Annotated in this window: 11 protein-coding genes; all 11 read left to right on the top strand. The window is 38.4% G+C overall.

All coding sequences use genetic code 11. From position 1 onward, the window contains the following. Nucleotides 1-13: 13 nt before the first annotated feature. The 11 genes from O3616_RS00375 to O3616_RS00325 all read left to right on the top strand — a co-directional run bounded on the left by O3616_RS00375 (nucleotide 14) and on the right by O3616_RS00325 (nucleotide 26,226). Nucleotides 14-736 carry a WecB/TagA/CpsF family glycosyltransferase gene (locus O3616_RS00375; protein ID WP_033682311.1) on the top strand — a complete coding sequence of 241 codons (723 nt, stop codon included), beginning with the start codon at nucleotides 14-16 and terminating at the stop codon, nucleotides 734-736. After that, a complete protein-coding gene (locus O3616_RS00370; RefSeq protein ID WP_271630681.1) occupies nucleotides 711-1,796 on the top strand; it encodes a glycosyltransferase family 4 protein in 1,086 nt (361 codons plus the stop codon). The genes O3616_RS00375 and O3616_RS00370 overlap by 26 nt, the downstream gene beginning before the upstream one ends. Further along, the gene (wecB, locus tag O3616_RS00365; RefSeq protein WP_371637790.1) at nucleotides 1,793-2,887 is read left to right on the top strand and encodes a non-hydrolyzing UDP-N-acetylglucosamine 2-epimerase; all 1,095 of its coding nucleotides are present in this window, start codon (nucleotides 1,793-1,795) and stop codon (nucleotides 2,885-2,887) included. Before O3616_RS00370 ends, wecB begins: the two co-directional genes overlap by 4 nt. Further along, nucleotides 2,887-3,852 carry a glycosyltransferase family 2 protein gene (locus O3616_RS00360; protein WP_261045688.1) on the top strand — a complete coding sequence of 322 codons (966 nt, stop codon included), beginning with the start codon at nucleotides 2,887-2,889 and terminating at the stop codon, nucleotides 3,850-3,852. The genes wecB and O3616_RS00360 overlap by 1 nt, the downstream gene beginning before the upstream one ends. A gap of 23 nt (nucleotides 3,853-3,875) precedes the next feature. Further along, on the top strand, nucleotides 3,876-5,021 hold the full coding sequence (locus O3616_RS00355) for an oligosaccharide repeat unit polymerase (protein ID WP_201058434.1): 1,146 nt from the start codon (nucleotides 3,876-3,878) through the stop codon (nucleotides 5,019-5,021). A 150-nt stretch (nucleotides 5,022-5,171) separates the two neighbouring features. Continuing rightward, nucleotides 5,172-6,596, top strand: coding sequence for a flippase (locus O3616_RS00350; protein WP_371637789.1), 1,425 nt, complete (start codon nucleotides 5,172-5,174; stop codon nucleotides 6,594-6,596). 1 nt (nucleotide 6,597) lies between these two features. Further along, on the top strand, nucleotides 6,598-7,695 hold the full coding sequence (gene glf, locus O3616_RS00345) for a UDP-galactopyranose mutase (protein ID WP_049487476.1): 1,098 nt from the start codon (nucleotides 6,598-6,600) through the stop codon (nucleotides 7,693-7,695). Between the two features lie 24 nt (nucleotides 7,696-7,719). Further along, nucleotides 7,720-8,772 (top strand): sugar transferase, encoded by a 1,053-nt coding sequence (locus O3616_RS00340; protein ID WP_070841975.1) that lies wholly within the window; start codon nucleotides 7,720-7,722, stop codon nucleotides 8,770-8,772. A gap of 198 nt (nucleotides 8,773-8,970) precedes the next feature. Next, on the top strand, nucleotides 8,971-10,953 hold the full coding sequence (locus O3616_RS00335; RefSeq protein WP_042751687.1) for a peptide ABC transporter substrate-binding protein: 1,983 nt from the start codon (nucleotides 8,971-8,973) through the stop codon (nucleotides 10,951-10,953). 296 nt (nucleotides 10,954-11,249) lie between these two features. Beyond that, nucleotides 11,250-17,762, top strand: a complete 6,513-nt coding sequence (locus O3616_RS00330) for a SpGH101 family endo-alpha-N-acetylgalactosaminidase (protein WP_371637788.1) — start codon at nucleotides 11,250-11,252, stop codon at nucleotides 17,760-17,762. Nucleotides 17,763-17,904: 142 nt separating this feature from the next. Further along, nucleotides 17,905-26,226: an SIALI-17 repeat-containing surface protein gene (locus O3616_RS00325; RefSeq protein ID WP_371637787.1), complete on the top strand. Its 8,322-nt coding sequence runs from the start codon at nucleotides 17,905-17,907 to the stop codon at nucleotides 26,224-26,226. The last annotated feature ends 30 nt before the right edge of the window (nucleotides 26,227-26,256 follow it).

Here is a 26,256-nt window from a genome sequence, read left to right as displayed (position 1 = left end):
TAGTTTTAATTTAATGGGGGTCAGAATTGACCCTTTAACAATGGATGAAACAGTACAAGAGGTTGAGAAATTTGTAATTGAACAACGTCCTCTTCATTTAATGGGCGTAAACGCTGATAAGATTAACCAATGTCAATCAGATGAAGCTATTAAGAAGATAGTTAACGAGTCTGAGATCATCAATGCAGATGGTGCATCAGTAGTTCTAGCTTCTCGATTTTTGGGCTACCAAGTTCCAGAACGAGTTGCTGGAATTGATTTAATGCAAAGATTATTAAAATTAGCCGATGAAAAATCTTATTCAGTGTATTTTTTTGGTGCTAAAGAAGAAGTTTTGCAAGATATGTTACAAAATTTTAAAGAAGAGTATCCAAATCTACGAGTTGTTGGACATCGTAATGGTTATTTTTCTGAGGAAGATGAGCAAGATATTCAGGAAGATATTCGTGAAAAGAATCCCGACTTTGTATTTGTTGGAATTACTTCACCTAAAAAAGAATACATCATCCAAAAATTTATGGATAATGGAGTGAATTCTATTTTTATGGGTGTAGGTGGTAGTTTTGATGTATTGTCTGGTCACATTCAGCGTGCCCCACTTTGGATGCAGAAATTAAACTTGGAGTGGTTGTTCCGAGTTGCTAATGAGCCAAAGCGTCTCTTTAAACGATACTTTGTAGGGAATGTTACCTTTATTAAGCGAGTTTTAGATGAGAAACGAAAAACGAAAAAATAATATTTTACATATTTCACGAACGATGGATATTGGTGGTGCTGAGAGAATCGTGTACCAGTTGAGTTCTGATTTGAAAGATGAGTTTGATAGTGTACATGTAGCTTCTACAGGAGGCCTTTGGGAACCAAAATTAGAGGCCCAAGGAATTATCCATCATAAAATTCACGATATAGACAGCAAAAATCCCCTTACTGTGTTGAAGCTGCTTCTTACTATTTATCAAATTATTAAGACAAATGATATTACTCTGGTTCATACGCATCATCGAATGGCAGCTTTTTATATTCGTTTGTTAAAACTGATTAATCCCAAGCTAGTCCACGTTTACACTGCTCATAATGTCTTTAAAGATAAGTTGTCTTTATATAGATTTTCACTGAAAAATGCCTATAGTATTGCAGTGGGTCAAGCAGTTAATCAAAATTTGAAAGATGATGTGGGAGTTGCAGACAGCACTGTTATCTATAACGGAGTGATCTTGAAACAGTCAAATAGACAAGTTGATGAGATTATGAAGTTTGATGGAATCAAGCTAGGCTGTATTGCAAGATTATCTGAACAAAAAGGTTTGACCTATTTGATTGATGCTATTTCTTTGATTTCAGATGAAAACCTTCGTTTATTTATCGTTGGGGATGGAGAACTTAGAGCCGAATTAGAAAACAAGGTTAAAGAACGAAATCTGGAAGATAAAGTATCTTTTTTAGGATATAGACAGGATATAGTCGAGTGTATTAATAGTTTTGATTTCCTAGTGTCTTCGTCATTATTTGAGGGCTTGGCTCTAAATGTTATCGAAGCATTTATGAATGGAAAAACCATGGTTGCGACAGATATTCCTGGCATTAATGAAGTTGTTACAAAAGAAAATGGGATCTTGGTTCCTGCTAAAGATGCTAGGGCCTTAGCTTCTGCTATTGAGAGTCTGGCGACTGACTCAACTCTTAGAACTAGGTTAGCTCATCAAGCTAAAAAAGATTATGAAGAGAAGTTTAGTTATCCTTTATTTTTAGAGAATTATCGTAAATTTTATCAAAAACTAATGGGAGATTCAAAATGAAAAAAGTAATGTTAGTTTTTGGGACGCGTCCAGAAGCAATAAAAATGTGTCCCTTAGTGAATGAACTGAAGAAAAATGATTCAATCAAAACACTTGTGTGTGTAACCGGTCAACATAAAGAAATGTTAGAGCAAGTTTTAGATGTCTTTAAAGTTGTTCCTGATTATGATTTAGGAATTATGAAGGCAAATCAAACACTATTTACAATCACGACAAGTATTTTAGATAAAATTCAAGCAGTTTTAGAGCAGGAAAAACCAGATATTGTTCTTGTTCATGGGGATACTACAACCACTTTTGCGACAGCTTTAGCTGCATTTTACATGGGAATTAAAGTTGGACATGTAGAGGCAGGATTGAGAACTTATAATCTTCAAAGCCCATTTCCTGAAGAGTTCAATCGTCAGACTACTTCAATTATTGCGGATTTCAATTTTGCTCCGACAGAAGTGGCTAAAGAGAATCTTCTAAAAGAGGGAAGAGAGAATATCTATGTTACCGGAAATACTGTTATTGATGCCTTGAAAACAACTGTTCAAGAACATTATGATCATCCTATTTTGGAGTGGGTTAAGGACAGTAAACTAATCATGCTGACAGCCCATAGACGTGAAAATCTTGGTCAACCTATGGAAAATATGTTTAATGCAGTTAATCGTATCCTGAATGAGTTTGAAGATGTTAAAGTCGTATATCCTATTCACAAGAATCCTAAGGTTCGTGAGTTAGCAAGTAAGGTGTTTGGCGACAATGAACGTATGAAAATCATTGAACCTCTAGAAGTCATTGATTTCCATAATTTTATGAATCAAAGCTACATGATTTTAACAGATTCTGGTGGTGTACAAGAAGAAGCACCTTCTTTAGGTAAACCAGTATTGGTAATGCGTGATACAACAGAACGTCCAGAGGGAATTGCTGCAGGAACCTTGAAATTGGTAGGAACAGAAGAAGAAAATATTTATACTAATTTCAAACTGCTTCTAGAAGATGAAACAGAGTACAGCAAGATGAGTAAAGCAAGTAATCCATATGGAGATGGAAAAGCTTGTGAGCGTATTGTTGATATCATTTTGGAAGGATTATCATAATGGATCAGATTTCTATTGTTGTACCAGTGTACAATGTTGAGAACTGTTTGAGTTATTGTGTAGAAAGTCTAAGACAACAAACATATAAAAATATTGAAATAATCCTAGTAGATGATGGTTCGACGGATAGTTCTGGAGAAATTTGTGACCAATATGCTCGAGAAGATGACAGAATAAAAGTTTTGCATATTGAAAATGGGGGATTGTCCAATGCCCGCAATACTGGGGTAAAAGAATCTTCAACAGATTGGATTGTTTTCATTGATTCAGACGATTATTATGACCATAGAGCCATTGAATATTTAGTAGAACTTAGAGATAAGTATAGAGTTGATCTTGTAGCAACTCCAGTGATTGAAGTTAGAAACTATGAAAATAGTGATTTCCTAGGAGATTTCAGAGAAAAATATTCTGGAAAATTAGATCGTAGAACAGCTTTAGAACAAATGTTTTATGGAAATTATGTTGGGACACATTCAGGTGGTAAACTATATAAGAAAGAAATCTTATTAAGGTTTCCATATCCTAATGGGATGTTGTATGAAGATTTAGCTCTTGCTTATGAGCACATTGCTTCTTGTGAAAATATTGCTGTTAGTGATCTAAATCTTTATAAATACTATCGAAGACCAGGAAGTATTGTAAATTCTAAGTATAGTGATCGTCTCTTAGATTTTTACAAGGCAATGGAATGGAATAGAAGTTATGTTGAACGAGACTATTCAGGTGATAGGGATATGAGAAGAGCCTTGAATGTTCGCTATGTTTTTAATGGTCTGCATATTGTACATGCTATGCTTAGTTCAGATATGTATGCTGAAGTTAATAAAATTAGAAAAGAATACATTCAATATTTCAAAGATGTTATTCCGAATTCAAATGTTACAAGGAAAAATAAATTGAAATATATATTGTTTCTCGTATCTGCAAAATTGTATAACACTATTCGAAATAAGATTGGATAATTTAAACAAACTTAGGTAAAAATATGAAAATAAAAATAAAATTATCAGAGTTATTATATTTTTCAGCTTTCTTTATTTGGTTGCTTTTTAATTTTATAGCTCAAACAAACTTAGTCTATAAATACCCTGAAATTTATCGTTTTCGAATAGTTGCTATGATAGTGTCTATTGTCATACTTCTGTTTAAACTACTATTAGAGAGACACTCGAGTAAGTTTCTGATATTCTTCTTTTCAGCTTTCTGCTTGGCTATAATTATCGGGATTACAACACATAAGCTTTTTGATGCCCTCACAATAATTTCAACAATCTTATTTATTATTTCTATAAACAATGTGAATTTTAGAAAAGTTTTGATTCTCTGGACAGTTTCGATAGTACTATTAATGATTTCTATATATGGTCTATTAAAGTTTGGCATTATTGAAAATACGCTGAGGGTTCAATTAGGAGGGCGATTCCGTTTTAGCCAAGGATACCAATATGTTACTCTCGGTGCTAATTATTTATTTCATCTGACTTTGGTATATCTATATTTAAGAAAAAGTAAAATCAGATTGTCAGAAATTTTATTGTTTGGAATACTGAATTATTATTTTTACGTTAATACTGATACGAAATCAGCTTTCTTTCTTTCAATTCTAGCATTAGTATTGGTGTACATATTTAAAAATAAAGTAGTTAGTCAAAAAATCCTGAATGCCATTGGTAAAATTACGTTGACTGCAGGGATTCTTATTCCTATCATTTTGACTTATTTTTATAACGCAAACAGTAAACTCTTTCAAATTTTAAACGTAGCTTTGACAGGAAGACTAAGTTTAGGACATAAGACACTATCTTTATATGGTGTACATCTGTTTGGTCAAAGAATTGATTGGGAATTGCAACAAAGGGCTACGTCTGTTTTTGATAATTATTTATACGTTGATTCATCTTTTGTAAATATTTTGTTGCATTATGGAGTGATTCTACTAGTTGTTATTTGGTATAGTTTCTATCAACTAAATAAAAGAGGACACTTTAATACAGTTGAGATGCTTGTTTTTATTGTACTGATACTTCACTCAATGTTTGATCCACAATTTTTTGAATTAATGTACAATCCATTATTGTTATTGATGGGTATTTCTTGGAGTAAGTATAGGTATAATTATCAAGATGTTTAAAGTTTTTGTGTTATATGTATCCTTGGTTCTAAATTGAGGCTAGTTAAGTGATTTTTGTGCCAAAAAAGTTTAATCTATTTCACATCATCATTTTTGGACAGACTAATTTTCGCCGTTTATAATAGTAGTTAAGTGAGGAATATGCTCCCTATGAAGGTTCTTAAAAATTATGCATACAATCTTTCATATCAATTATTAGTCATTATTTTACCGATTATTACGACTCCATATGTTACCAGAGTATTTAGTTCTGATGATTTAGGAACTTATGGTTATTATAATTCTATTGTTACCTACTTTATCCTGTTGGCTACCTTGGGGGTAGCCAATTATGGTACAAAGGAAATTTCTGGTAATCGAAAAGCAATTCGTAAAAATTTCTGGGGAATTTATACTTTACAACTTGGAGCAACCATCTTATCACTGACTCTCTATATTTTGCTTTGTCTCACTTTTTCGTTAATGCAAAACCCAGTAGCTTATATTTTAGGATTAAGTTTACTTTCTAAAGGTTTAGATATTTCTTGGCTATTCCAAGGTTTAGAGGATTTTCGAAAAATTACAGTCAGAAATATTACAGTGAAACTAGTTGGCGTCATTGCTATTTTTCTATTTATAAAATCAGCTAGCGACCTATATTTATATGTGTTCTTGCTTACCATTTTTGAATTGTTGGGACAACTAAGTATGTGGTTGCCGGCAAGAGAGTTTATTGGGAAACCGCACTTTGATTGGGAATATGCTAAGCAGCATTTGAAGCCAGTTATCTTATTGTTTTTACCTCAGATTGCCATATCGCTCTATGTTACTTTGGATCGTACAATGCTGGGAGCTTTAGCTTCAACAAAAGATGTAGGAATCTATGATCAAGCATTGAAACTTGTTAATATTTTATTGACCCTAGTGACTTCATTGGGAAGTGTCATGTTACCACGAGTTTCAAATCTTTTATCATCAGGGGATCATAAAGCAGTTAATAAAATGCATGAGATGTCATTTCTAATTTATAATTTGGTTATTTTCCCCATTATGGCAGGTATGTTAATTATAAACGATGATTTTGTTAACTTTTTTCTGGGAAAAGATTTTCAAGATGCACGCTATGCAATAGCTATTATGATTCTAAGAATGTTCTTTATTGGTTGGACAAATATTATGGGGATTCAAATTTTGATTCCCCATAATAAAAATAGAGAGTTCATGCTTTCAACTACAATTCCTGCTATTGTTAGTGTTGGATTAAATCTTCTCTTTCTTCCCAAATTGGGCTATATAGGGGCAGCAATTGTATCTGTTTTAACAGAGTCTCTGGTTTGGGCTATACAGTTATTCTTTACTCGCTCTTATCTAAGAGATGTTCCGATTATAGGAACTATGATAAAAATTATGATTTCATCAGGATTGATGTATGGAATTCTGTTTTTTGTAAAAGACTTATTGAATTTACCGTCTGTATTAAATGTAGTACTTTCTACTATTTTGGGGACAATAATTTATATCAGTTTAATTTTGATTTTTAAAGTTATAAATCTACGAGATATAAAACAACAGTTATTCAGAAATAAAGGGGTGTAATATGTACGATTATTTAATCGTTGGTGCTGGGTTGTCTGGAGCAATTTTTGCTTATGAAGCAACCAAGCGTGGAAAAAAAGTAAAAGTTATTGATAAACGTGACCACATTGGTGGAAATATCTACTGTGAGAATGTTGAAGGAGTCAATGTTCATAAATATGGTGCCCATATCTTCCATACTTCTAATAAGAAAGTTTGGGATTATGTTAATCAGTTTGCTGAATTTAACAACTACATCAACTCGCCTGTGGCTAATTACAAGGGTAGCCTTTATAATCTACCTTTCAATATGAATACTTTCTATGCTATGTGGGGGACAAAAACTCCTCAAGAGGTCAAAGATAAGATTGCTGAGCAAACGGCTCACATGAAGGACGTTGAACCTAAAGACTTGGAAGAACAGGCTATCAAGTTGATCGGTCCAGATATTTATGAAAAGTTGATTAAAGGATACACTGAAAAGCAATGGGGACGTTCCGCGACTGACCTTCCCCCCTTTATCATTAAACGTCTACCAGTTCGTTTGACTTTTGATAATAACTACTTCAATGACCGTTACCAAGGTATTCCAATTGGGGGGTATAATGTTATCATTGAAAATATGCTGAAAGATGTTGAAGTAGAACTTGGAGTTGACTTTTTTGCCAATCGTCAGGAATTAGAAGCTTCTGCTGAAAAAGTTGTTTTTACAGGGATGATTGACCAATACTTCGATTATAAACATGGTGAATTAGAATACCGTAGCCTTCGTTTTGAGCATGAAGTTCTAGATGAAGAAAACTATCAAGGAAATGCAGTTGTAAACTATACAGAACGAGAAATTCCTTATACTCGTATTATTGAGCATAAACATTTTGAGTATGGTACGCAAGATAAAACGGTCATTACTCGTGAATACCCAGCAGATTGGAAACGAGGAGATGAACCTTATTATCCAATCAATGATGAGAGAAACAATGCTATGTTTGCTAAGTATCAAGAAGAAGCAGCGCAGAATGATAAGGTCATTTTCTGCGGACGTTTGGCCGATTATAAATACTACGACATGCATGTGGTCATTGAACGTGCCCTAAATGTTGTAGAGGAAGAGTTTAAATAAGATAACGAAGGATAAAATTGATAGATGAAATATTATCTAAAAGAAGAATTTCTGAAGGATTCTGGTGCACGAAATGCGGGAAATAAGGCTCGAAATGATGTTGAAGAAATAGTAGTTCGTGAGGGCTATAGTCCTTTGTTATTGATGGTAGATGATTGGTATCAAATGGGGACTATTAGAGCTCAACGACATAAGGCCAAAGCCCTATCTAAAGCTATCTCTAAGTTGAAGGAAGGGGATCAGCTACTGATTCAATTTCCTATGCTTCATCATAGTTTCTTTACGACTCATTTAGTCAAAAGAATCCAACGTAAAGGAGTGAAGGTTCACTTTATTATCCATGACTTAGAAGTTTTGCGCTATGCTAATTTGGATACAGTACCCTTGAAGCATAAAATTCGTGTTCATCTTCAAGAGTCAAGTCTTTTGAAACAAGCTGATGGTCTTATTGCTCATAATCCAGTTATGAAATCAGTGCTTGTTGATAAGGGGATTTCTGAGAAAAAAATAGTTAGTTTAGGCATTTTTGACTATCTGATCCCGAATTATCAGGACAAAGAAGATTTATCTAAGGAAGGGGCTATTATTGTAGCTGGAAATTTAGCCAAAGAAAAAGCAGGTTACTTATATGAGTTGCCTGCAAGACCGGCCTATAACCTCTATGGTGTTGGTTTTGATGAGGCTAGAAAGCTATCAAATGCAACCTATTTTGGTTCCTTTCTTCCAGATGAACTACCATCAGCATTAGAAGGAAGCTTTGGTTTGGTTTGGGACGGTGATAGTTCTAAAACTTGTAGCGGAGTGTTTGGTGAGTATTTGAGATACAATAATTCCCACAAGGCATCCCTTTATTTGGCTTCTGGTTACCCTATTATTGTCTGGGGGCAATCTGCTTTGGCTAATTTCGTCTTAGAAAAAGAGTGTGGAATTAGTGTTGAGAGTTTACTTGACTTGGAAGAAGTATTGGACAATTTGTCTCAAGAAGAGTATCAGGATTTGGTCAAAAATGCTAAGGCCGTAGGTCAAAAAATTCGTGAGGGTTCTTATCTTCTTTCTGCATTGCAATCTTTAAAATAATGAATCTAAAAATGACTTAAATAGATGGATGAGGGAGTTACTGGATTCCCTCTTTTCTTATAGTTAAAAAGAGATTAAAAAATGAAATAAGATTCGATAGTTGTCAGAAAATAACAACTAAACATGAAAATTCAGAAAAATATATTGACAATAGATTGCAAAGGGTCTATAATGGATAGAAAAACAAAGGAGAATACTATGAAAACAAGGAAAGTATTGGCTCTTGCGGGAGTAACTTTATTAGCAGCAGGTGTCTTAGCTGCTTGTTCTGGCTCAGGGTCTAGTGCAAAAGGTGAGAAAACTTTTTCTTATGTTTACGAAACAGATCCAGATAACCTGAACTACTTGACAACTGGTAAGGCAGCAACTACTGACATTACTAGTAATGTGATTGATGGATTGCTTGAAAATGACCGCTATGGTAACTTTGTGCCATCTATGGCTGAGGATTGGTCTGTATCTAAGGACGGCTTGACTTACACTTATACAATCCGTAAAGATGCCAAGTGGTACACATCTGAAGGAGAAGAGTATGCGTCTGTGAAAGCTCAAGACTTTGTAACAGGACTTAAGTATGCGACAGATAAGAAATCAGAAGCCCTTTACTTGGTACAGGATTCAATTAAAGGTTTGGATGCATACGCTAAAGGGGAAACTAAAGATTTCTCTCAAGTTGGGATTAAAGCGATTGACGATCAAACAGTTCAATACACTTTGAACAAACCTGAAAGTTTTTGGAATTCTAAAACAACAATGGGTGTCTTAGCACCAGTTAATGAAGAGTTTTTAAACTCTAAGGGAGATGATTTTGGGAAAGCAACAGATCCAAGCAGTATCCTTTATAACGGACCTTTCTTGTTGAAATCATTGGTCGCTAAATCTTCAGTAGAATTTGAAAAGAATCCAAACTACTGGGATAAGGACAATGTTCACATTGATAAGGTAAAACTTTCATTCTGGGATGGTCAAGATACAGGAAAACTTGCAGAAAACTTCAAAGATGGAAGCTTTACAATGGCTCGTCTCTTCCCGACAAGCGCAAGTTATCCTGAACTTGAAAAAGAGTTTAAAGACAACATCGTTTATACACCACAAGATTCTACTACTTATTTAGTAGGTACTAATATTGATCGCCAGTCTTATAAGTACACTTCTAAGACGACAGATGAACAAAAGACTTCAACCAAGAAAGCTCTTCTAAACAAAGATTTCCGTCAAGCTCTTGCCTTTGGTTTTGATAGAAAAGCCTATGCTTCTCAAGTGAATGGTGCGAATGGGGCAACTAAACTGCTTCGTAACTTGTTTGTTCCTCCTACATTTGTACAGGCAGATGGAAAGAACTTTGGCGAAATGGTCAAAGACAAATTGGTGACTTATGGGGATGAATGGAAGGATGTGAACCTTGCTGATGCCCAAGATGGACTATATAATCCTGAAAAAGCGAAAGCAGAGTTTGCTAAAGCTAAGACAGCTCTCCAAGCAGAAGGCGTTCAATTCCCAATCCACTTGGATATGCCAGTTGACCAAACCAATACAACAAAAGTTCAACGTGTCCAATCTTTTAAACAATCACTTGAAGAAACATTAGGAACTGACAATGTCGTCATTGATATCCAACAACTTCAAAAAGATGAAGTTCTCAATGTTACCTACTTTGCTGAAACGGCTGCTGGACAAGATTGGGATGTCTCAGATAACGTTGGATGGGGACCAGACTACATTGACCCATCTACCTACCTTGATATTCTCAAACCATCTGTAGGGGAAAGTACAAAGACTTACCTAGGATTTGACTCTGGAACAAACAACGCTGCGGCTAAGCAAGTTGGTTTGGAAGACTACGAAAAAATGGTTGTGGAAGCTGGTGAAGAAGTGAATGACATTTCAAAACGTTATGAAAAATATGCTGCTGCCCAAGCTTGGTTGACCGACAGTGCCTTGCTAATCCCAACAACTTCTAAAACTGGTCGTCCAATGTTGTCTAAGATGGTACCATTCACACTTCCATTTGCTTATTCTGGAAACAAAGGAACAAGTGAAGCTCACTTGTATAAATACCTTGATGTACAAGATAAACCAGTAACAACAGAAGAATACCAAAAAGCCCAAGAAAAATGGATGAAAGAAAAAGAAGAGTCTAATAAAAAAGCTCAAGAAGAACTCGCAAAACATGTGAAGTAGATTTTAAACATCTATAGAAACTGATTGATAAAGGGTTTGGCATTCGATAGGAATGCTAAATCCTTTTTATTATGTTACAATTTTCCCCTTAATTTCAGAGTATGGTTTTGTCAGAATGAAGAAAAAAATTAGCAATTTTCCTAGCTTTTCTATTGCTTTATCTATTAAAAATTGTTATATTAAAAGTGTAATTATTTTTATAAACGTTAAGCATTGCACTTTTCAGATAGAAAGGAGTATTTTTCGAATAAGAAATGTAAACGCTTACGAAGATTGGTGAAAGGAATCAGGAGTTAATGGATAAACGATTTTTTGAAAAACGATGTACATACAGCATTCGTAAATTTGCACTAGGTGCTGCTTCAGTTATGATTGGGGCTAGTTTTTTTGCTACTGCTCCAGTAATGGCTAACACACCAACAGTTGGCTCAACAGATAATTTGCCAAGTGAACTGGCTGATTTGGATAAAAAAGCGAGCGATAATGGACGAGAGTTCGATAAGGAAGCTGCAGCAGCAAATCCAGGTTCTGCTGAAACAACAGACGGACCAAAAACTGAAGAAGAGTTATTAGCTCTTGAAAAGGAAAACAAAGAAACTACTGACAAGTTGCCGAAAGAATTGGAAGGCAAAGTTGAAAAAGCTACTGATAATGGTAAAGAGGTAAATAAAGATCAATTAGCACAAGATACTGGTAGTCTAGTTCCTGAAGATGTTGCCAAAACAAAAAATGGAGAATTGAACTATGGCGCTACTGTTAAGATTAAGACTCCATCAGGAGAAGGTAGTGGTATTGTCATTGGTAAGGATCTTGTTTTGACTGTTTCTCACAACTTTATCAAGGATCAACAAGATGGAAATATTCGTAAGGTTGTGGATAATGATAAAGGGGATGGCGATATTTTTAGTATATCCTACCTTGGTTTAGATGATGTAAAATTTAGCAAGAAAGATGTGATTCACTGGGATCGGGATGGCTATCTAAAGGGTTATAAGAACGATTTGGCTCTTGTAAGATTGCGTACAGTTCTTGAAAATGCTCCTGTAGAAGTTACTGAAAAGCCAGTTGTTAAGAAAGTTGGGGATAAAGTCAATATGTTTGGCTATCCTGCTGGTAAGTTGGCACCAGTTATTAACAGTGCTGTGGATTTTGCTGAATCTTATGGTGAAGGTGTTCAAGGAGTTGGTTATCAAGGCGGACAACCAGGTGCTAGCGGTGGCGGTATCTTTGACACGGATGGTAAATTGATTGGCGTTCATCAAAATGGTGTGGTCGGTGTCCGTAGTGGAGGGATCCTTTTCTCTCCAGCTCAATTAAAATGGATTCAAGATCATATTAAGGGAATCTCTAGTTCAAAACCAGCGAATTTAGAGGAAACTGAAAAACCAGTTGAAGAAAAGCCAAAAGCAGATAAGCCGAAAGAAGAAAAACCAGCGACAGCTAAGTCAGAGACACCAAAGGAAGTCACTCTTGAATGGCAAACTGTAGCAAGAAAAGAACAGCAAGGGACTGTTGCTATTCGTGAAGAAAATGGTGTTCGTTACAATAAGTTGTCTTCAACAGATCAAAATGACAATGCCAGCAAACCAGCCTTATTTGAAAAACAAGGACTGACTGTGGATGCGAATGGGAATGCGAATGTAGATCTCACTTTCAAAGAAGAATCTGAAACAGGCAAATCACGTTTTGGTGTTTTCTTGAAATTTAAAGATACAAACAATAATGTCTTTGTTGGATATGATAAATCAGGTTGGTTCTGGGAATACAAGACACCAGGTAATAGCACATGGTATCAGGGTGGTCGTGTTGCAGCTCCAGTAAATGGCTCAGTGAATCATCTGACTATTAGCTTAAAATCAGATGGTCAGCTGAATGCAACAAATAATGATGTAAAACTTTTTGATACGGTTACTTTGCCAGCTGCTGTTAATGAAAATCTTAAAAATGAAAAGAAAATCTTACTTAAAGCTGGTACATATGGTGCTGAAAAGACAGTTGTAAATATTAAGACTGACAATCAAGACGGAGTTCAAGCTACTGAAGCTACTGCTGAAAAAGAAACTGGTGCGGTGGTAGATGATAGTAAAGTGACTTATGATACTATCCAGTCTAAAGTACTAAAAGCGGTGATTGACCAAGCCTTTCCACGTGTCAAGGAATATACGCTAAATGGCCATACTTTACCTGGACAGGTTCAACAGTTCAATCAAGTATTTATCAATAACCATAAAATCACTCCTGAGGTTACTTATAAGAAAATTAATGAAACAACTGCAGAATATGAAATGAAACTCCGTGATGAGGCTAATCTTATCAATGCGGATATGACAGTTCGTCTGCAAGTTGTGGACAATCAATTACATTTTGATGTAACTAAGATTGTCAACCACAATCAAGTCACTCCAGGTCAAAAGATTGACGATGAAAGAAAATTACTCTCTACTATTAGTTTCCTCGGGAATGCTTTAGTATCTGTTTCTAGTGAGCAAGCTGGTGCTAAGTTTGATGGGGCAACTATGTCAAACAATACGCATGTCAGCGGGGATGATCATATTGAAGTAACCAATCCAATGAAGGATTTGGCTAAGGGTTACATGTATGGATTTGTTTCTACAGATAAGCTTGCTGCAGGTGTTTGGAGTAATTCTCAAAACAGCTACGGTGGTGGTTCTAATGACTGGACTCGTTTGACAGCCTATAAAGAAACCGTTGGAAATGCCAACTATGTCGGAATTCATAGTTCTGAGTGGCAATGGGAAAAAGCTTATAAGGGTATTGTCTTCCCAGAGTACACTAAAGAACTTCCAAGTGCTAAGGTTGTGATTACTGAAGATGCTAATGCGGATAAAAAAGTGGACTGGCAAGATGGTGCCATTGCTTATCGTAGTATCATGAACAATCCTCAAGGCTGGGAAAAAGTCAAGGATATCACAGCTTACCGTATCGCGATGAACTTTGGTTCTCAAGCACAAAATCCATTCCTTATGACCTTGGATGGTATCAAGAAGATCAATCTCCATACAGATGGTCTTGGACAAGGTGTTCTCCTTAAAGGTTATGGTAGTGAAGGTCATGACTCAGGCCACTTGAACTATGCTGATATTGGTAAACGTATTGGTGGTGTCGAAGACTTCAAGGCTTTGATTGAGAAAGCGAAGAAATATGGAGCTCATCTAGGTATCCACGTCAACGCTTCTGAAACTTATCCTGAGTCTAAATACTTTAACGAAAATATTCTTCGTAAGAATCCAGATGGAAGCTACAGCTATGGTTGGAACTGGCTAGATCAAGGTATTAACATTGATGCTGCTTACGACTTGGCGCATGGTCGCTTAGCTCGCTGGGAAGAATTGAAGAAAAAACTTGGTGAAGGTCTCGACTTTATCTATGTGGACGTTTGGGGCAATGGTCAATCAGGTGATAATGGTGCCTGGGCTACCCACGTTCTTGCTAAAGAAATTAACAAACAAGGCTGGCGCTTTGCGATCGAGTGGGGTCATGGTGGTGAATACGACTCTACCTTCCAACACTGGGCAGCTGACTTGACCTATGGTGGCTACACTAATAAAGGTATCAACAGTGCCATCACGCGCTTTATCCGCAACCACCAAAAAGATTCTTGGGTTGGGGATTACAGAAGTTACGGTGGTGCAGCGAACTATCCACTTCTAGGTGGCTACAGCATGAAAGACTTTGAAGGTTGGCAAGGAAGAAGTGACTACAATGGCTATGTAACCAACTTATTTGCTCATGATGTCATGACCAAGTACTTCCAACACTTCACTGTAAGTAAATGGGAAAATGGTACACCAGTCACCATGTCTGATAACGGTAGCACTTATAAGTGGACTCCAGAAATGCGAGTGGAATTGGTAGATGCTGATAATAACAAAGTTGTTGTGACTCGTAAGTCAAATGATGTCAATAGCCCGCAATACCGTGAACGTACAGTGACTCTCAATGGACGTGTCATCCAAGATGGTTCAGCTTACTTGACTCCATGGAACTGGGATGCAAATGGTAAGAAACTTGCTAGTGATAAGGAAAAGATGTACTACTTCAATACGCAAGCTGGTGCAACAACTTGGACGCTTCCTAGCGATTGGGCAAAGAGTAAGGTTTATCTTTACAAGCTAACTGACCAAGGTAAGACAGAAGAGCAAGAATTAACTGTAAAAGATGGCAAGATTACCCTTGATCTTACTGCAAATCAACCATACGTTCTCTACCGTTCAAAACAAACCAATCCTGAAATGTCATGGAGCGAAGGCATGCACATCTATGACCAAGGATTTAACAGTGGAACTTTGAAACACTGGACTATTTCTGGTGATGTTTCTAAGGCAGAAATTGTCAAATCACAAGGCGCAAATGAAATGCTTCGTATCCAAGGCAATAAGAGCACAGTCAGCCTTACTCAGAAACTGACTGGCTTGAAACCAAATACTAAGTATGCCGTTTATGTCGGTGTTGATAATCGTAGTAATGCTAAGGCAAGTATCACAGTAAATACTGGTGAAAAAGAAGTGACTAGCTATACCAATAAGTCACTAGCTCTTAACTATGTCAAGGCCTATGCCCATAATACTCGTCGTGACAATGCTACAGTTGATGATACAAGTTACTTCCAAAACATGTATGCCTTCTTTACAACGGGTTCAGATGTATCAAATGTCACTCTTACTTTGAGTCGTGAAGCTGGTGATGAAGCAACTTACTTTGATGAAATTCGTACCTTTGAAAACAATTCAAGTATGTACGGAGATAATCATGATACAGGTAAAGGAACATTTAAACAAGACTTTGAAAATGTTGCTCAAGGGATTTTCCCATTTGTAATTGGTGGTATCGAAGGAGTTGAGGATAATCGCACTCACTTATCTGAAAAACATGATCCATATACACAACGTGATTGGAATGGTAAGAAAGTCGATGATGTTATCGAAGGAAATTGGTCATTGAAGACAAATGGACTAGTGAGCCGTCGTAACTTGGTTTACCAAACAATTCCTCAAAACTTCCGTTTTGAAGCTGGTAAGACTTATCGTGTAACCTTTGAATACGAAGCAGGATCTGACAATACCTACGCCTTTGTAGTCGGTAAGGGAGAATTCCAATCAGGACGTCGCGGTAATCAAGCAAGTAATTTGGAAATGCATGAACTACCAAATACTTGGACAGATTCTAAGAAAGCTAAGAAGGTAACCTTCCTCGTAACAGGTGCAGAAACAGGCGATACTTGGGTGGGTATCTACTCAACTGGTAACGCAAGCAATACTCGTGGAGATTCTGGTGGAAATGCTAACTTCCGTGGTTACAATGACTTTATCATGGATAAACTTCAAATCGAGGAAGTCACTCTAACTGGTAAGATGTTGACAGAAAATGCTCTGAAGAACTACTTGCCAACGGTTGCCATGACCAACTATACTAAGGAATCTATGGATGCCTTGAAGGAAGCTGTCTTTAACCTCAGTCAAGCAGATGATGACATTAGTGTAGAAGAAGCGCGTGCTGAGATTGCTAAGATTGACGCTCTGAAGAATGCCTTGGTACAAAAGAAAACAGCCTTGGTAGCAGAAGACTTTGAAAGTCTGAATGCTCCAGCTCAAGCGGGAGAAGATTTAGCAAATGCCTTTGATGGTAACTTGTCAAGTCTATGGCATACATCTTGGAATGGTGGAGATGTTGGTAAACCTGCAACTATGGTCTTGAAAGAAGCGACAGAAATCACAGGCTTCCGTTATGTGCCACGCGGATCAGGATCAAATGGTAATTTGCGAGATGTGAAATTGGTTGTGACAGATGAGTCTGGTAAAGAACATACTTTCACTGCAACTGATTGGCCAGATAACAATAAACCAAAAGATATTGACTTTGGTAAGACAATCAAGGCTAAGAAAATTGTTTTGACAGGTACTAAGACTTATGGAGACGGTGGTGATAGATATCAAGCCGCTGCTGAGTTGATATTTAGTCGTCCACAGGTTGCAGAAACAACTCTTGATTTGTCAGGTTATGAAACAGCTTTATCAAAAGCTCAAAAATTAACCAGCAAAGAGAATCAAGAGGAAGTAGCAAGTGTAGTAGCTAGCATGAAATATGCTATGGATAACCATCTCTTGACTGAAAGAATGGTTGCCTACTTTGCAGAATATCTCAACCAACTACAAGATCAGACTGTGAAACCAGATGCTCCTACAAGTAGTAAAGGTGAAGAGGCAGCACCAATTCTTGAAGTGCCTGAGTATAAAGGTCCGCTTGGAACAGCAGGTGAAGAAGCAGCACCAATTCTTGATGTACCTGAGTATAAAGGACCACTTGGAACAGCAGGTGAAGAAGCAGTTGTTAATGAAGTTCCAGAATACAAAGGTGGAGCCAATGCGGTAGAAGCAGCTGTCAATGAAGTTCCAGAATACAAAGGTGGAGCCAATGCAGTAGAGGCCTTGGTTCATGAATTACCTGAATATAAAGGCGACGCTAATGCAGTAGAAGCAGCTGTCAATGAAGTTCCAGAATACAAAGGTGGAGTCAATGCAGTAGAAGCTTTGGTAAACGAAAAGCCAGCCTACACAGGGCTATTGGCTACAGCAGGCGATCAAGCAGCACCAACTATTGAAAAACCTGAGTATCAGATTAGTCAATTGGGCCAAGGTAAACTTGCAGAATCTATAACTTCAGTTTCAACAGAAGATAAGAAGAGATTGCCAGAAACGGGAGAAAGCCAATCTGATACAGCTATCTTCCTAGCTAGCATCAGTCTCGCCTTATCTGCTGCTGTCCTTGCAACAAAACGTAAAGAAAATTAAAGAAGACTGGATTTTAGAGTTTACCGGAACTAGAATTCAGACAGAAATAACTTAGTTGGAGAGAACCTCTAGGTTCTCTCCATTTTCAAATGGAAAATGAGACCGCTTACTGTAATAAGTGGGAGAAAGGAATAGGAGAAAGATGGATAGACATTTTTTTGAAAGACGTTGTCACTATAGTATTCGAAAATTTGCAATTGGTGCAGCCTCTGTATTGATAGGTGCTAGTATCTTTGGTGCAAATGTAGTGCAAGCTGCAGAGACAGTTGGAACACCTGAGAAAGAAGGAACAATTACACAAGCTCAGCCACTAGATAAGTTGCCGGACGATTTAGCAGCTGTTTTAAAGAAAGCAGAATCAGAGGCAACGGCAGATGCAGGTCATGAAGAAAATCATGAAAATACTGCAGGAACTGAAGAAACAAGCCCAGCAACAACTCCAACAGCTCCCAAACCAGCTGAGACTCTGAAGCCGGTTGAAACACCAAAAGCAGATTCTAAACCTGTAGAACCAGCTACACCTACAATCAAACCGGTTGAAAATCAAATTGAAGATAGAGAAGATCGTAACCACTTAGAAGGTGTCACTGTCCAAGCAAACGACTCAGAAACTGGAACTCCTTTTACTGCTGACAAGGCAGTAGATGGGGATTCTGATACTCGTTGGGCAACAAATCCAAATATTAACAAACCAACTTTCGAATTAACTCTTCCAAAAACTACACTTATTAGGCATGTAGAGATTGATTGGGATCGCCGTGTCCGCAAGGGACAAAATGATCCAAATATCAAATCTTGGAGCCTCTACTATGCAGGTCAAGATGATGTAAATGCTAGTGGAGAAAAACAATGGAAGCTAGCTCATACCAAGACTGGAGAACCTGTTTTAGATGAGAAAGTTGACTTAGCCAATAGTATTCAAGCTAAATATCTCAAGTTAGAAATCAATGACTATCAAGCGGGCACAATGGGTTGGAGAAACGTTGGTATTCAAGAAATTCGAGCTTATTCGAATATTCCTGATACAAGTAAGGTAACGGATATCCGTCAGGTTACAGAATTGACTGTAGCTAAAGACGGACAGTCTCTTGTCTTGCCAACTCTACCAGGAAAAGTCAGTCTTATCGGTAGCAACAAACAAGGTGTGATTGACCTTCAAAATCACATTTATAAGCCTCTGACTGATCAACGCGTTAAGGTTATGGTAGAGCAAATTAAAGATTCACATACCTTTACTAAAGAATTTGAAGTAGTCATCAAGGGGCTACATCAGGACGAAGGTGTGGGTGTCAAACCAAAAGTAGCACCAGCTGTTCAACAATGGTATGGAAAAGAAGGTCAATCTTCTATCACTTCAGATACAGTTCTTGCGACGGGGGATTCAGGCTTTGATCAGGCTGCAACCTTCTACCAGTCAGACCTTGCAAGCCGTGGATTGGAACTTGCGACGGGTGAAAAGCAGGCTCAAAAACGAATTGAATTTAAAAAAGTTGAAAATAAGGGTTATGGTAAGGAAGGTTATGGAATCACTATCCAAGATGGTGTCATTACCATCGAAGCTGCAACAAACACAGGAGCCTTCTACGCCACTCGTACTCTTCTTCAAATGGGGGAAAGCAATCTCCAAAATGGAGAAATTCGTGATTTCCCAAGCTTCAGTCACCGTGGCTTTATGCTAGATACAGGTCGTAAATTTATCCCTTATGACACCCTTGTAGACATCATGCTTAACATGGCTTACTACAAGATGAACGACTTGCAGTTGCATCTCAACGATAACTATATCTTCCTAAAGGAACACTTGGCAGGTAAGAATCTAACACAAGAAGAAGAGCTTAAGTATGTTCTAGAACATGCTAAGACAGGTTTCCGTGTAGAGACAGATATTGTCGGTAAGAATGGTCAAAAATTAACATCAGACGAGCACTATACTAAAGAAGAGATGCAAAATCTGATTAAACTTGCTAAGGCCTTGCATATCAATCTAGTTCCAGAAATTGACACGCCAGGTCATGCTCTGTCATTTGTCAAAGTTCGTCCAGACCTCATGTATCAAGGTAGCCTGAGCGATTACAGAGGTAAACATAACGTAGAACGCGTAGCCATGCTCGATCTAGATAATAAATACGATGAAACGCTGGCTTTTGTCAAATCAGTTTATGATAAACTTCTTGATGGTCCAGATGCACCACTTCATGGGGTATCTACTGTTCATATCGGAACGGATGAATACTACGGAAGTAGAGAAAGCTATCGTCGTTATGTCAATGACCTTATTAAATACATTAAAGGGAAAGGCTATACACCTCGTATTTGGGGATCGCTCAGTGCGAAACGAGGTAAAACAGCGGTTGATTGGAAAGATGTAGAAGTTGATATCTGGAGTATTGGCTGGCAGCAACCAAAAGAAGCTATTGCTCAAGGAGCTAAGATTATCAACATAACAGATATTCCAACCTATAGTGTACCAAATGGTGATAATCGTCAAACAGCTTATGGTGACTATGCTAACTATGAAACACAATATAATAGGTGGACACCAAATGATTTCCGAACAGGTCATGGTCCACTTCTAGAAGCATCCAATCCAAATGTAATTGGTGGTGGCCACGCAGTTTGGAATGACAATATTGATCTTCATGAGACAGGTTTGACATCTTATGATATCTTTAAACGCTTCTTTAAGAGCATGCAAACAACTGCAGAACGCACTTGGGGATCTGACCGTGCGGCTGCGACCTTTGCAGAACGTACCCTACCAACGAGCCCTTATGCACCACAGTCAAATCCTGAAAAAGAGATTGATCAAAGTGATTTGTTTACTATCAATCCTGAAACAGTGAAGAACTATGCAAGCAAGAAGGTGAAGACAAGCGAGCAAGGATTGGCTTTTGAGAAAGATAGCAGTATTGAAGGCCTGGCAGGTGATGTTGGTCCAAGTCATGTCTTGAAGTTTGATGTAACTGTCACTGGAGACGGTGAACAAACCTTCTCAACAAGTGGAGACAACCGTATCTATCTAGCTGATAAAGACGGCTATCTTGCTTATCAATTTGAACAGTTCCATATCCAGTTCAAGAAAAAACTTGAAAAGAATAAACGTTATCAAATCTCTATCGTGACCAAACCACAATCAACGGAATTCTATGTGGATGGTGAGAAGATTGAACGTATCGCAAATCCAGCTCACCCTCGCTTTGCTCACAATAGCTTGGTTCTACCGCTTGAAAGCATCGGTGGGTTCAAAGGGATTTTACATAGTGCAGAGTTGTCAGATAAACCATTTGTAAATCCTCGTTTGATTCCAACAGATCATTTCACAGTTTCTGCAACTAGTCAAGAAACACCAGGAACAGCGACTGAAGGAGTTGTTGAAAAAGCCTTTGACAATGATCCAAATACCTTTTGGCATACTAAATGGACTGGTGATACTGCTCCGTACACTCTTTCTATGACCTTGAAAGAAGCAGAAAAAGTCAATGGTTTGACTTATCTTCCTCGGCCAGGTGGTGGAAATGGGGTCGTGACTCGCTACGAAATCTACGCACAAAAAGATGGCCAAATGGTCAAGGTTTCAGAAGGAAGCTGGGACAACAACGCTCAAGAAAAAACAGTTAACTTTGCAGCGGTTCATACCAACAAGATTGAGTTGAAAGTTCTATCAGGTGTTGGGGGCTTTGCAAGTGCAGCTGAAGTTCATCTATTGAAACCTATCAAAGAGGGACAAGAAACACCAGAACCAGAACAACCATCTACACCTGAAACTCCAAAAGTCGAGCAAACAGGTGATGGAACAGTTGAACTGGCGGATCAATTCACAGCAAGCAAACCAGCTAGCGAAGATAGTATTGCAGCTGCCAGCAAGAGCGCAGATTATCTCAAGAAAGAGTACAAGGTTTTCCCAACTCCACAAAAAGTGACTTATGGAGAAGGAGTCACAGCTCTTCGTAAGCAAGTCAATCTGGTAATGGGAGATCAACTCGATGTCTATACTCGTAATCGCTTGAAGAGTGTCTTACAGGACAATCAAGTATCCTACACTACTAGTCAATCAGCAGTTGCTGGCGCAACTAATATCTATCTTGGAGTACATGGACGAGGAACACAAGCAGAACAAAACTTATCTAACGTTTCAGCAGGTCTCTTTGATAAGATTGATGCCTATGCTTTGACCATCAAGGACAATTCAATTTCCATCGTAGGAAAAGACACAGATGCAGTCTTCTATGGTTTGACAACTTTGAAACATATGCTCAAGGAAAGTCAAGTTCCAGTTCTTCGCAATGTGACAGTGGAAGATTACGCTGAAATCAAGAACCGTGGTTTCATCGAAGGTTACTATGGAAATCCATGGTCTAATGCAGATCGTGCTGAACTCATGCGTTTTGGTGGCGATTTGAAATTGACCCAATACTTCTTCGCACCGAAAGATGATCCATACCACAACAAGAAATGGCGTGAACTTTACCCAGAAGAAAAACTAGCTGAAATTCGTGAACTTGCTCGCGTCGGAAATCAAAGTAAAACTCGCTATGTTTGGACTATTCATCCATTCATGAACAACCGTATCCGATTTGGTAATGAAGCGCATTACCAAGAAGACTTGGCAACCATCAAGGCTAAATTTACCCAGTTGATGAAAGTGGGTGTCCGTGAATTTGGTATTCTAGCCGATGATGCACCAAGCCCAGTTGGAGGCTACAATAGCTACAACCGCTTGATGCAGGATATGACCAACTGGTTGACAGAAATGCAAGGAACTTATAGCGGTCTTCGCAAAGAAATGATCTTTGTTCCAGGTCAGTATTGGGGTAATGGGCGTGAAGCAGAGTTGAAATCTCTAAATGAAAATCTCCCAAGTTCAACCTCTATGACTTTGACGGGTGGTAAGATTTGGGGTGAAGTTTCTGAAGGCTTCTTATCAACTCTCAAGAACAATCTAACTGCAGGTGGTAAAACTTATCGTCCAGTATCACTTTGGGTGAACTGGCCAGTTACAGATAACTCTAAACAACACTTGATTCTAGGTGGTGGTGAGAAATTCCTTCATCCGAATGTAGATCCAAGCTTGCTATCCGGTATCATGTTGAACCCAATGCAACAGTCTGAACCATCTAAGATTGCCCTCTTCGCTGGAGCTCAGTATACATGGAAACAGTGGAAATCAGAAGAAGAAGCTAAGAAACTCAATGACATTGCCTTCAACTTTGTTGAAAATGGTCATTTTGAAGATAGCAAGGTGTCAGCAGCCTTCCGCGAACTCGGTAAGCATATGATCAACCAAAACATGGATGGTCGTGTCGTTAAACTAGAAGAATCAGTTGAATTGGCTCCGAAATTAACAGACTTCATGACTAAGCTCAAAGCGGGTCAGGATGTAACTGCAGAACGTGCAACTTTGCGTGCAGAATTTGCCAAGATTAAAGAAGCGGCTGAACTTTATAAAGCATCAGGTGATAAAAAAATGGTTGCACAGATCCACTATTGGTTGGATAATGCAATCGACCAAATGAATGCCCTTGATGCCTTCCTAACAGGAACAGAGGCTATGGCTACAAATGATGCAGCCAAACTTTGGGATAGCTACTATAAAGGTTTGAAATTGTACGAACAGTCTCAAACTCATACCTTCCATTATGTAGACCATCTTGAAAAGGCTGAATTGGGTGTTCAACATATCCGTCCATTTATCCTAGCTTTGAAAGAAGTTCTAGCGTCTGAAGTTCAAAAAGTCTTGCATCCAGATCAAATCATCAGCACCTTTATTACCAATCGAACAGGTGTAGAAGGTGGTTTGGCAGAAGTAACGGATGGTGACTTGGCAACTCATGCTTTGATTAAATCACCAAATAGTATCAAGACAGGTGATTATATCGGTATGAAATTTAACAAACCGGTAGATATCCAAACATTGACCTTTGCTATGGGAACTCAGGCAAATCCACGTGATACCTTTAGTAAGGCTGAAGTGCAGTATCAAGATGAAAAAGATAATTGGATAAGTTTGAAAGAACCAACTTATGTTGGTAATGAGTCACTTGTTCAGTTTGAAAATCTTAACATCAAAGCTAAAGCAGTACGTATGATTGCTACAGAAGATCGTGATGACACCTGGTTTGCAGTTCGCGAGATTGCAGTAAATCGTCCAGTAGAGAACGCTCGTAAACAACAAACTGCTACCATTAGCCTCAGCTCAAATCTAGTTTATAAATTGAGAACATCAGCAAGTCAAATTACTGATGGTAAAGATAATACAGAAGCTATGATGGCAAATGCTGACGGCAGCAATACGACTCCAGTAGATGCCTGGGCACAACTTGACCTAGGTGAAGTCAAGTCAGTCACTAAAGTTCGTCTTCGTCAAGGAACTGGTGATAAACTTGCCGCAGGTGTACTTGAGTACTCTACAGATGGATCTGCATGGCAAGAGTTAGATCGCCTATCAGGAGAACAAACTAAGGAAGTGTCTAGAGCTATCAATGCTCGATACATCCGAGTACGCAATACTAAGGCAAGTGACCTTTGGTGGCGTATTCAGGACTTCTCTGTTGAGACACGTTCTGGAAATAGCGACTTAACAGACACCAACGTGGATGCCTTGAAAGAAACGCCAATATTTGATAGCCTTGGTCGTTATGAACTTCAAATTCCAGCTGGAACTAAACTTCCTGCAAATAGCTATCTAGGAATGAAACTTGACCGTATCCATCAAGTCAAAAGCATCCAGCTCCAAGGTCAAACAAATCCAGCACTCAGTCTAGAGTATTCTGCAAATGCTCAAGAATGGACACCAGCTAGCCAGTTGACAGACAGAACTGTCGCAACCCACTTGGTACGTTATGTTCGTCTTGTGAATAAAACAAATCAAGAACAAGCTGTGACAGCCACTTCTCTTCTAGTAACTACCAAAGAAGTGCAACCAACCAAACTAGAATCTACAACTATGGGTATTCATCCAACATACGGAAGCAATGATGTTCGTAAGATTAATAACCTCGATCAATTGTTTGATGGTGTGTACAACAACTTCGTTGAGTTTTCAGACTATGCCCATAAAGGTGGCCATGTAACCTTGAAACTTGGTAGCGAACGCACTATCAAGAAGATCAGAGCCTACATCCAAGACGGAACTCAAAACTATCTTCGTGATGGTAAAATCCAAGTCAGCCAAGACGGTAAAACTTGGACGGATGTTGTGACAGTGGGAGATGGTGTAGTCAATAGTACACACGATGATTCATTGACAGATGGTTGGACACATGATTCTAAGATGCCGGGAAATCGTTACATCGAGGGTGAATTGACGACACCAGTCAAAGCCAACTATCTTCGTGTCCTCTATACAGCTGATTATGATGCTCGTTTTGTAGGATTTACAGAATTGGTGATCAATGATGGCGAATTTGTCAAACCTATCAATGATCCAACTGTAGAAGGAAACGGTGGCGAAAGCCGAGGCAACTTCTATACTAATCTCGTAGATGGAAAAGTCTTGACTAGCTACAAGGCGGAACAAGATAAGGGTGAATTGGTTTACCACTTATCAGAACCAACCAATGCCAACCATCTACGCCTTGTTTCAAGCCTTCCTGAAGGAGCGAAAGCACGAGTTCAAGCGAGAACACTTAAGGATGGACAAGAAAGTTGGACAGATCTTGGTGCCATTACATCTAGTCTCCAAACCTTGGCTATCCGAAATGGTGGTTCTCTTCTAGATGTTAAACTGGTCTGGGAAGGTGGCAAGGCTGAGTTTTATGAATTGGCGAGCTTCTATCAAGAATTGACAGAAGAACCTGTTCAATCAAGCAAGGGTGAAGAACCAGCACCAGTGCTTGAGGTACCTGAATTTACAGGTGGTGTAAATGCAGTTGAAGCTTTGGTACATGAGCTACCAGCCTACACAGGTCCATTATCAACCGTAGGTGACCAAGTTGCACCGACAGTAGAGAAACCAGAGTTTCAGGGTGGTGTCAACTCAGTTATGGCTTTGAAACATGAACTACCAGAGTACACAGGCCCATTGTCAACCGTAGGTGACCAAGCCGCTCCAACAGTAGAGAAACCAGAGTTCAAGGGTGGAGTCAACTCCGTTATGGCCTTGAAACACGAACTACCAGCCTACACAGGGCCATTGTCAAGCGTGGGCGATCAAACTGCACCGACGGTAGAGAAACCAGAGTTTCAGGGTGGAGTCAACTCCGTTATGGCCTTGAAACATGAGCTACCAGCCTACACAGGTCCATTATCAACCGTAGGTGACCAACCAGCTCCGACAGTAGAAAAACCAGAATTTAAGCTAAGTTCGTTAGAAAAATCTCAGACTCCAGAAGCACCAGTTCAAGTTGCTAAGGAAGACAAGAGATTGCCAGAGACTGGTGAAAAACAGTCAGAAACAGCTATTTTCTTGGCAAGCGTTGGACTAGCCTTATCTGCTATCTTTGTAGCAAAAAGCAAAAAAGATTAGTTGTGTATGACAATTAAACTCTCTCTTAAC

Source organism: Streptococcus sp. 27098_8_86 (assembly GCF_041432595.1).
In the GTDB taxonomy this organism is placed as follows: domain Bacteria; phylum Bacillota; class Bacilli; order Lactobacillales; family Streptococcaceae; genus Streptococcus; species Streptococcus pneumoniae_F.
Note: the sequence above shows the minus strand (reverse complement) of the source record. Positions and strands in the feature narration are given on the sequence as shown.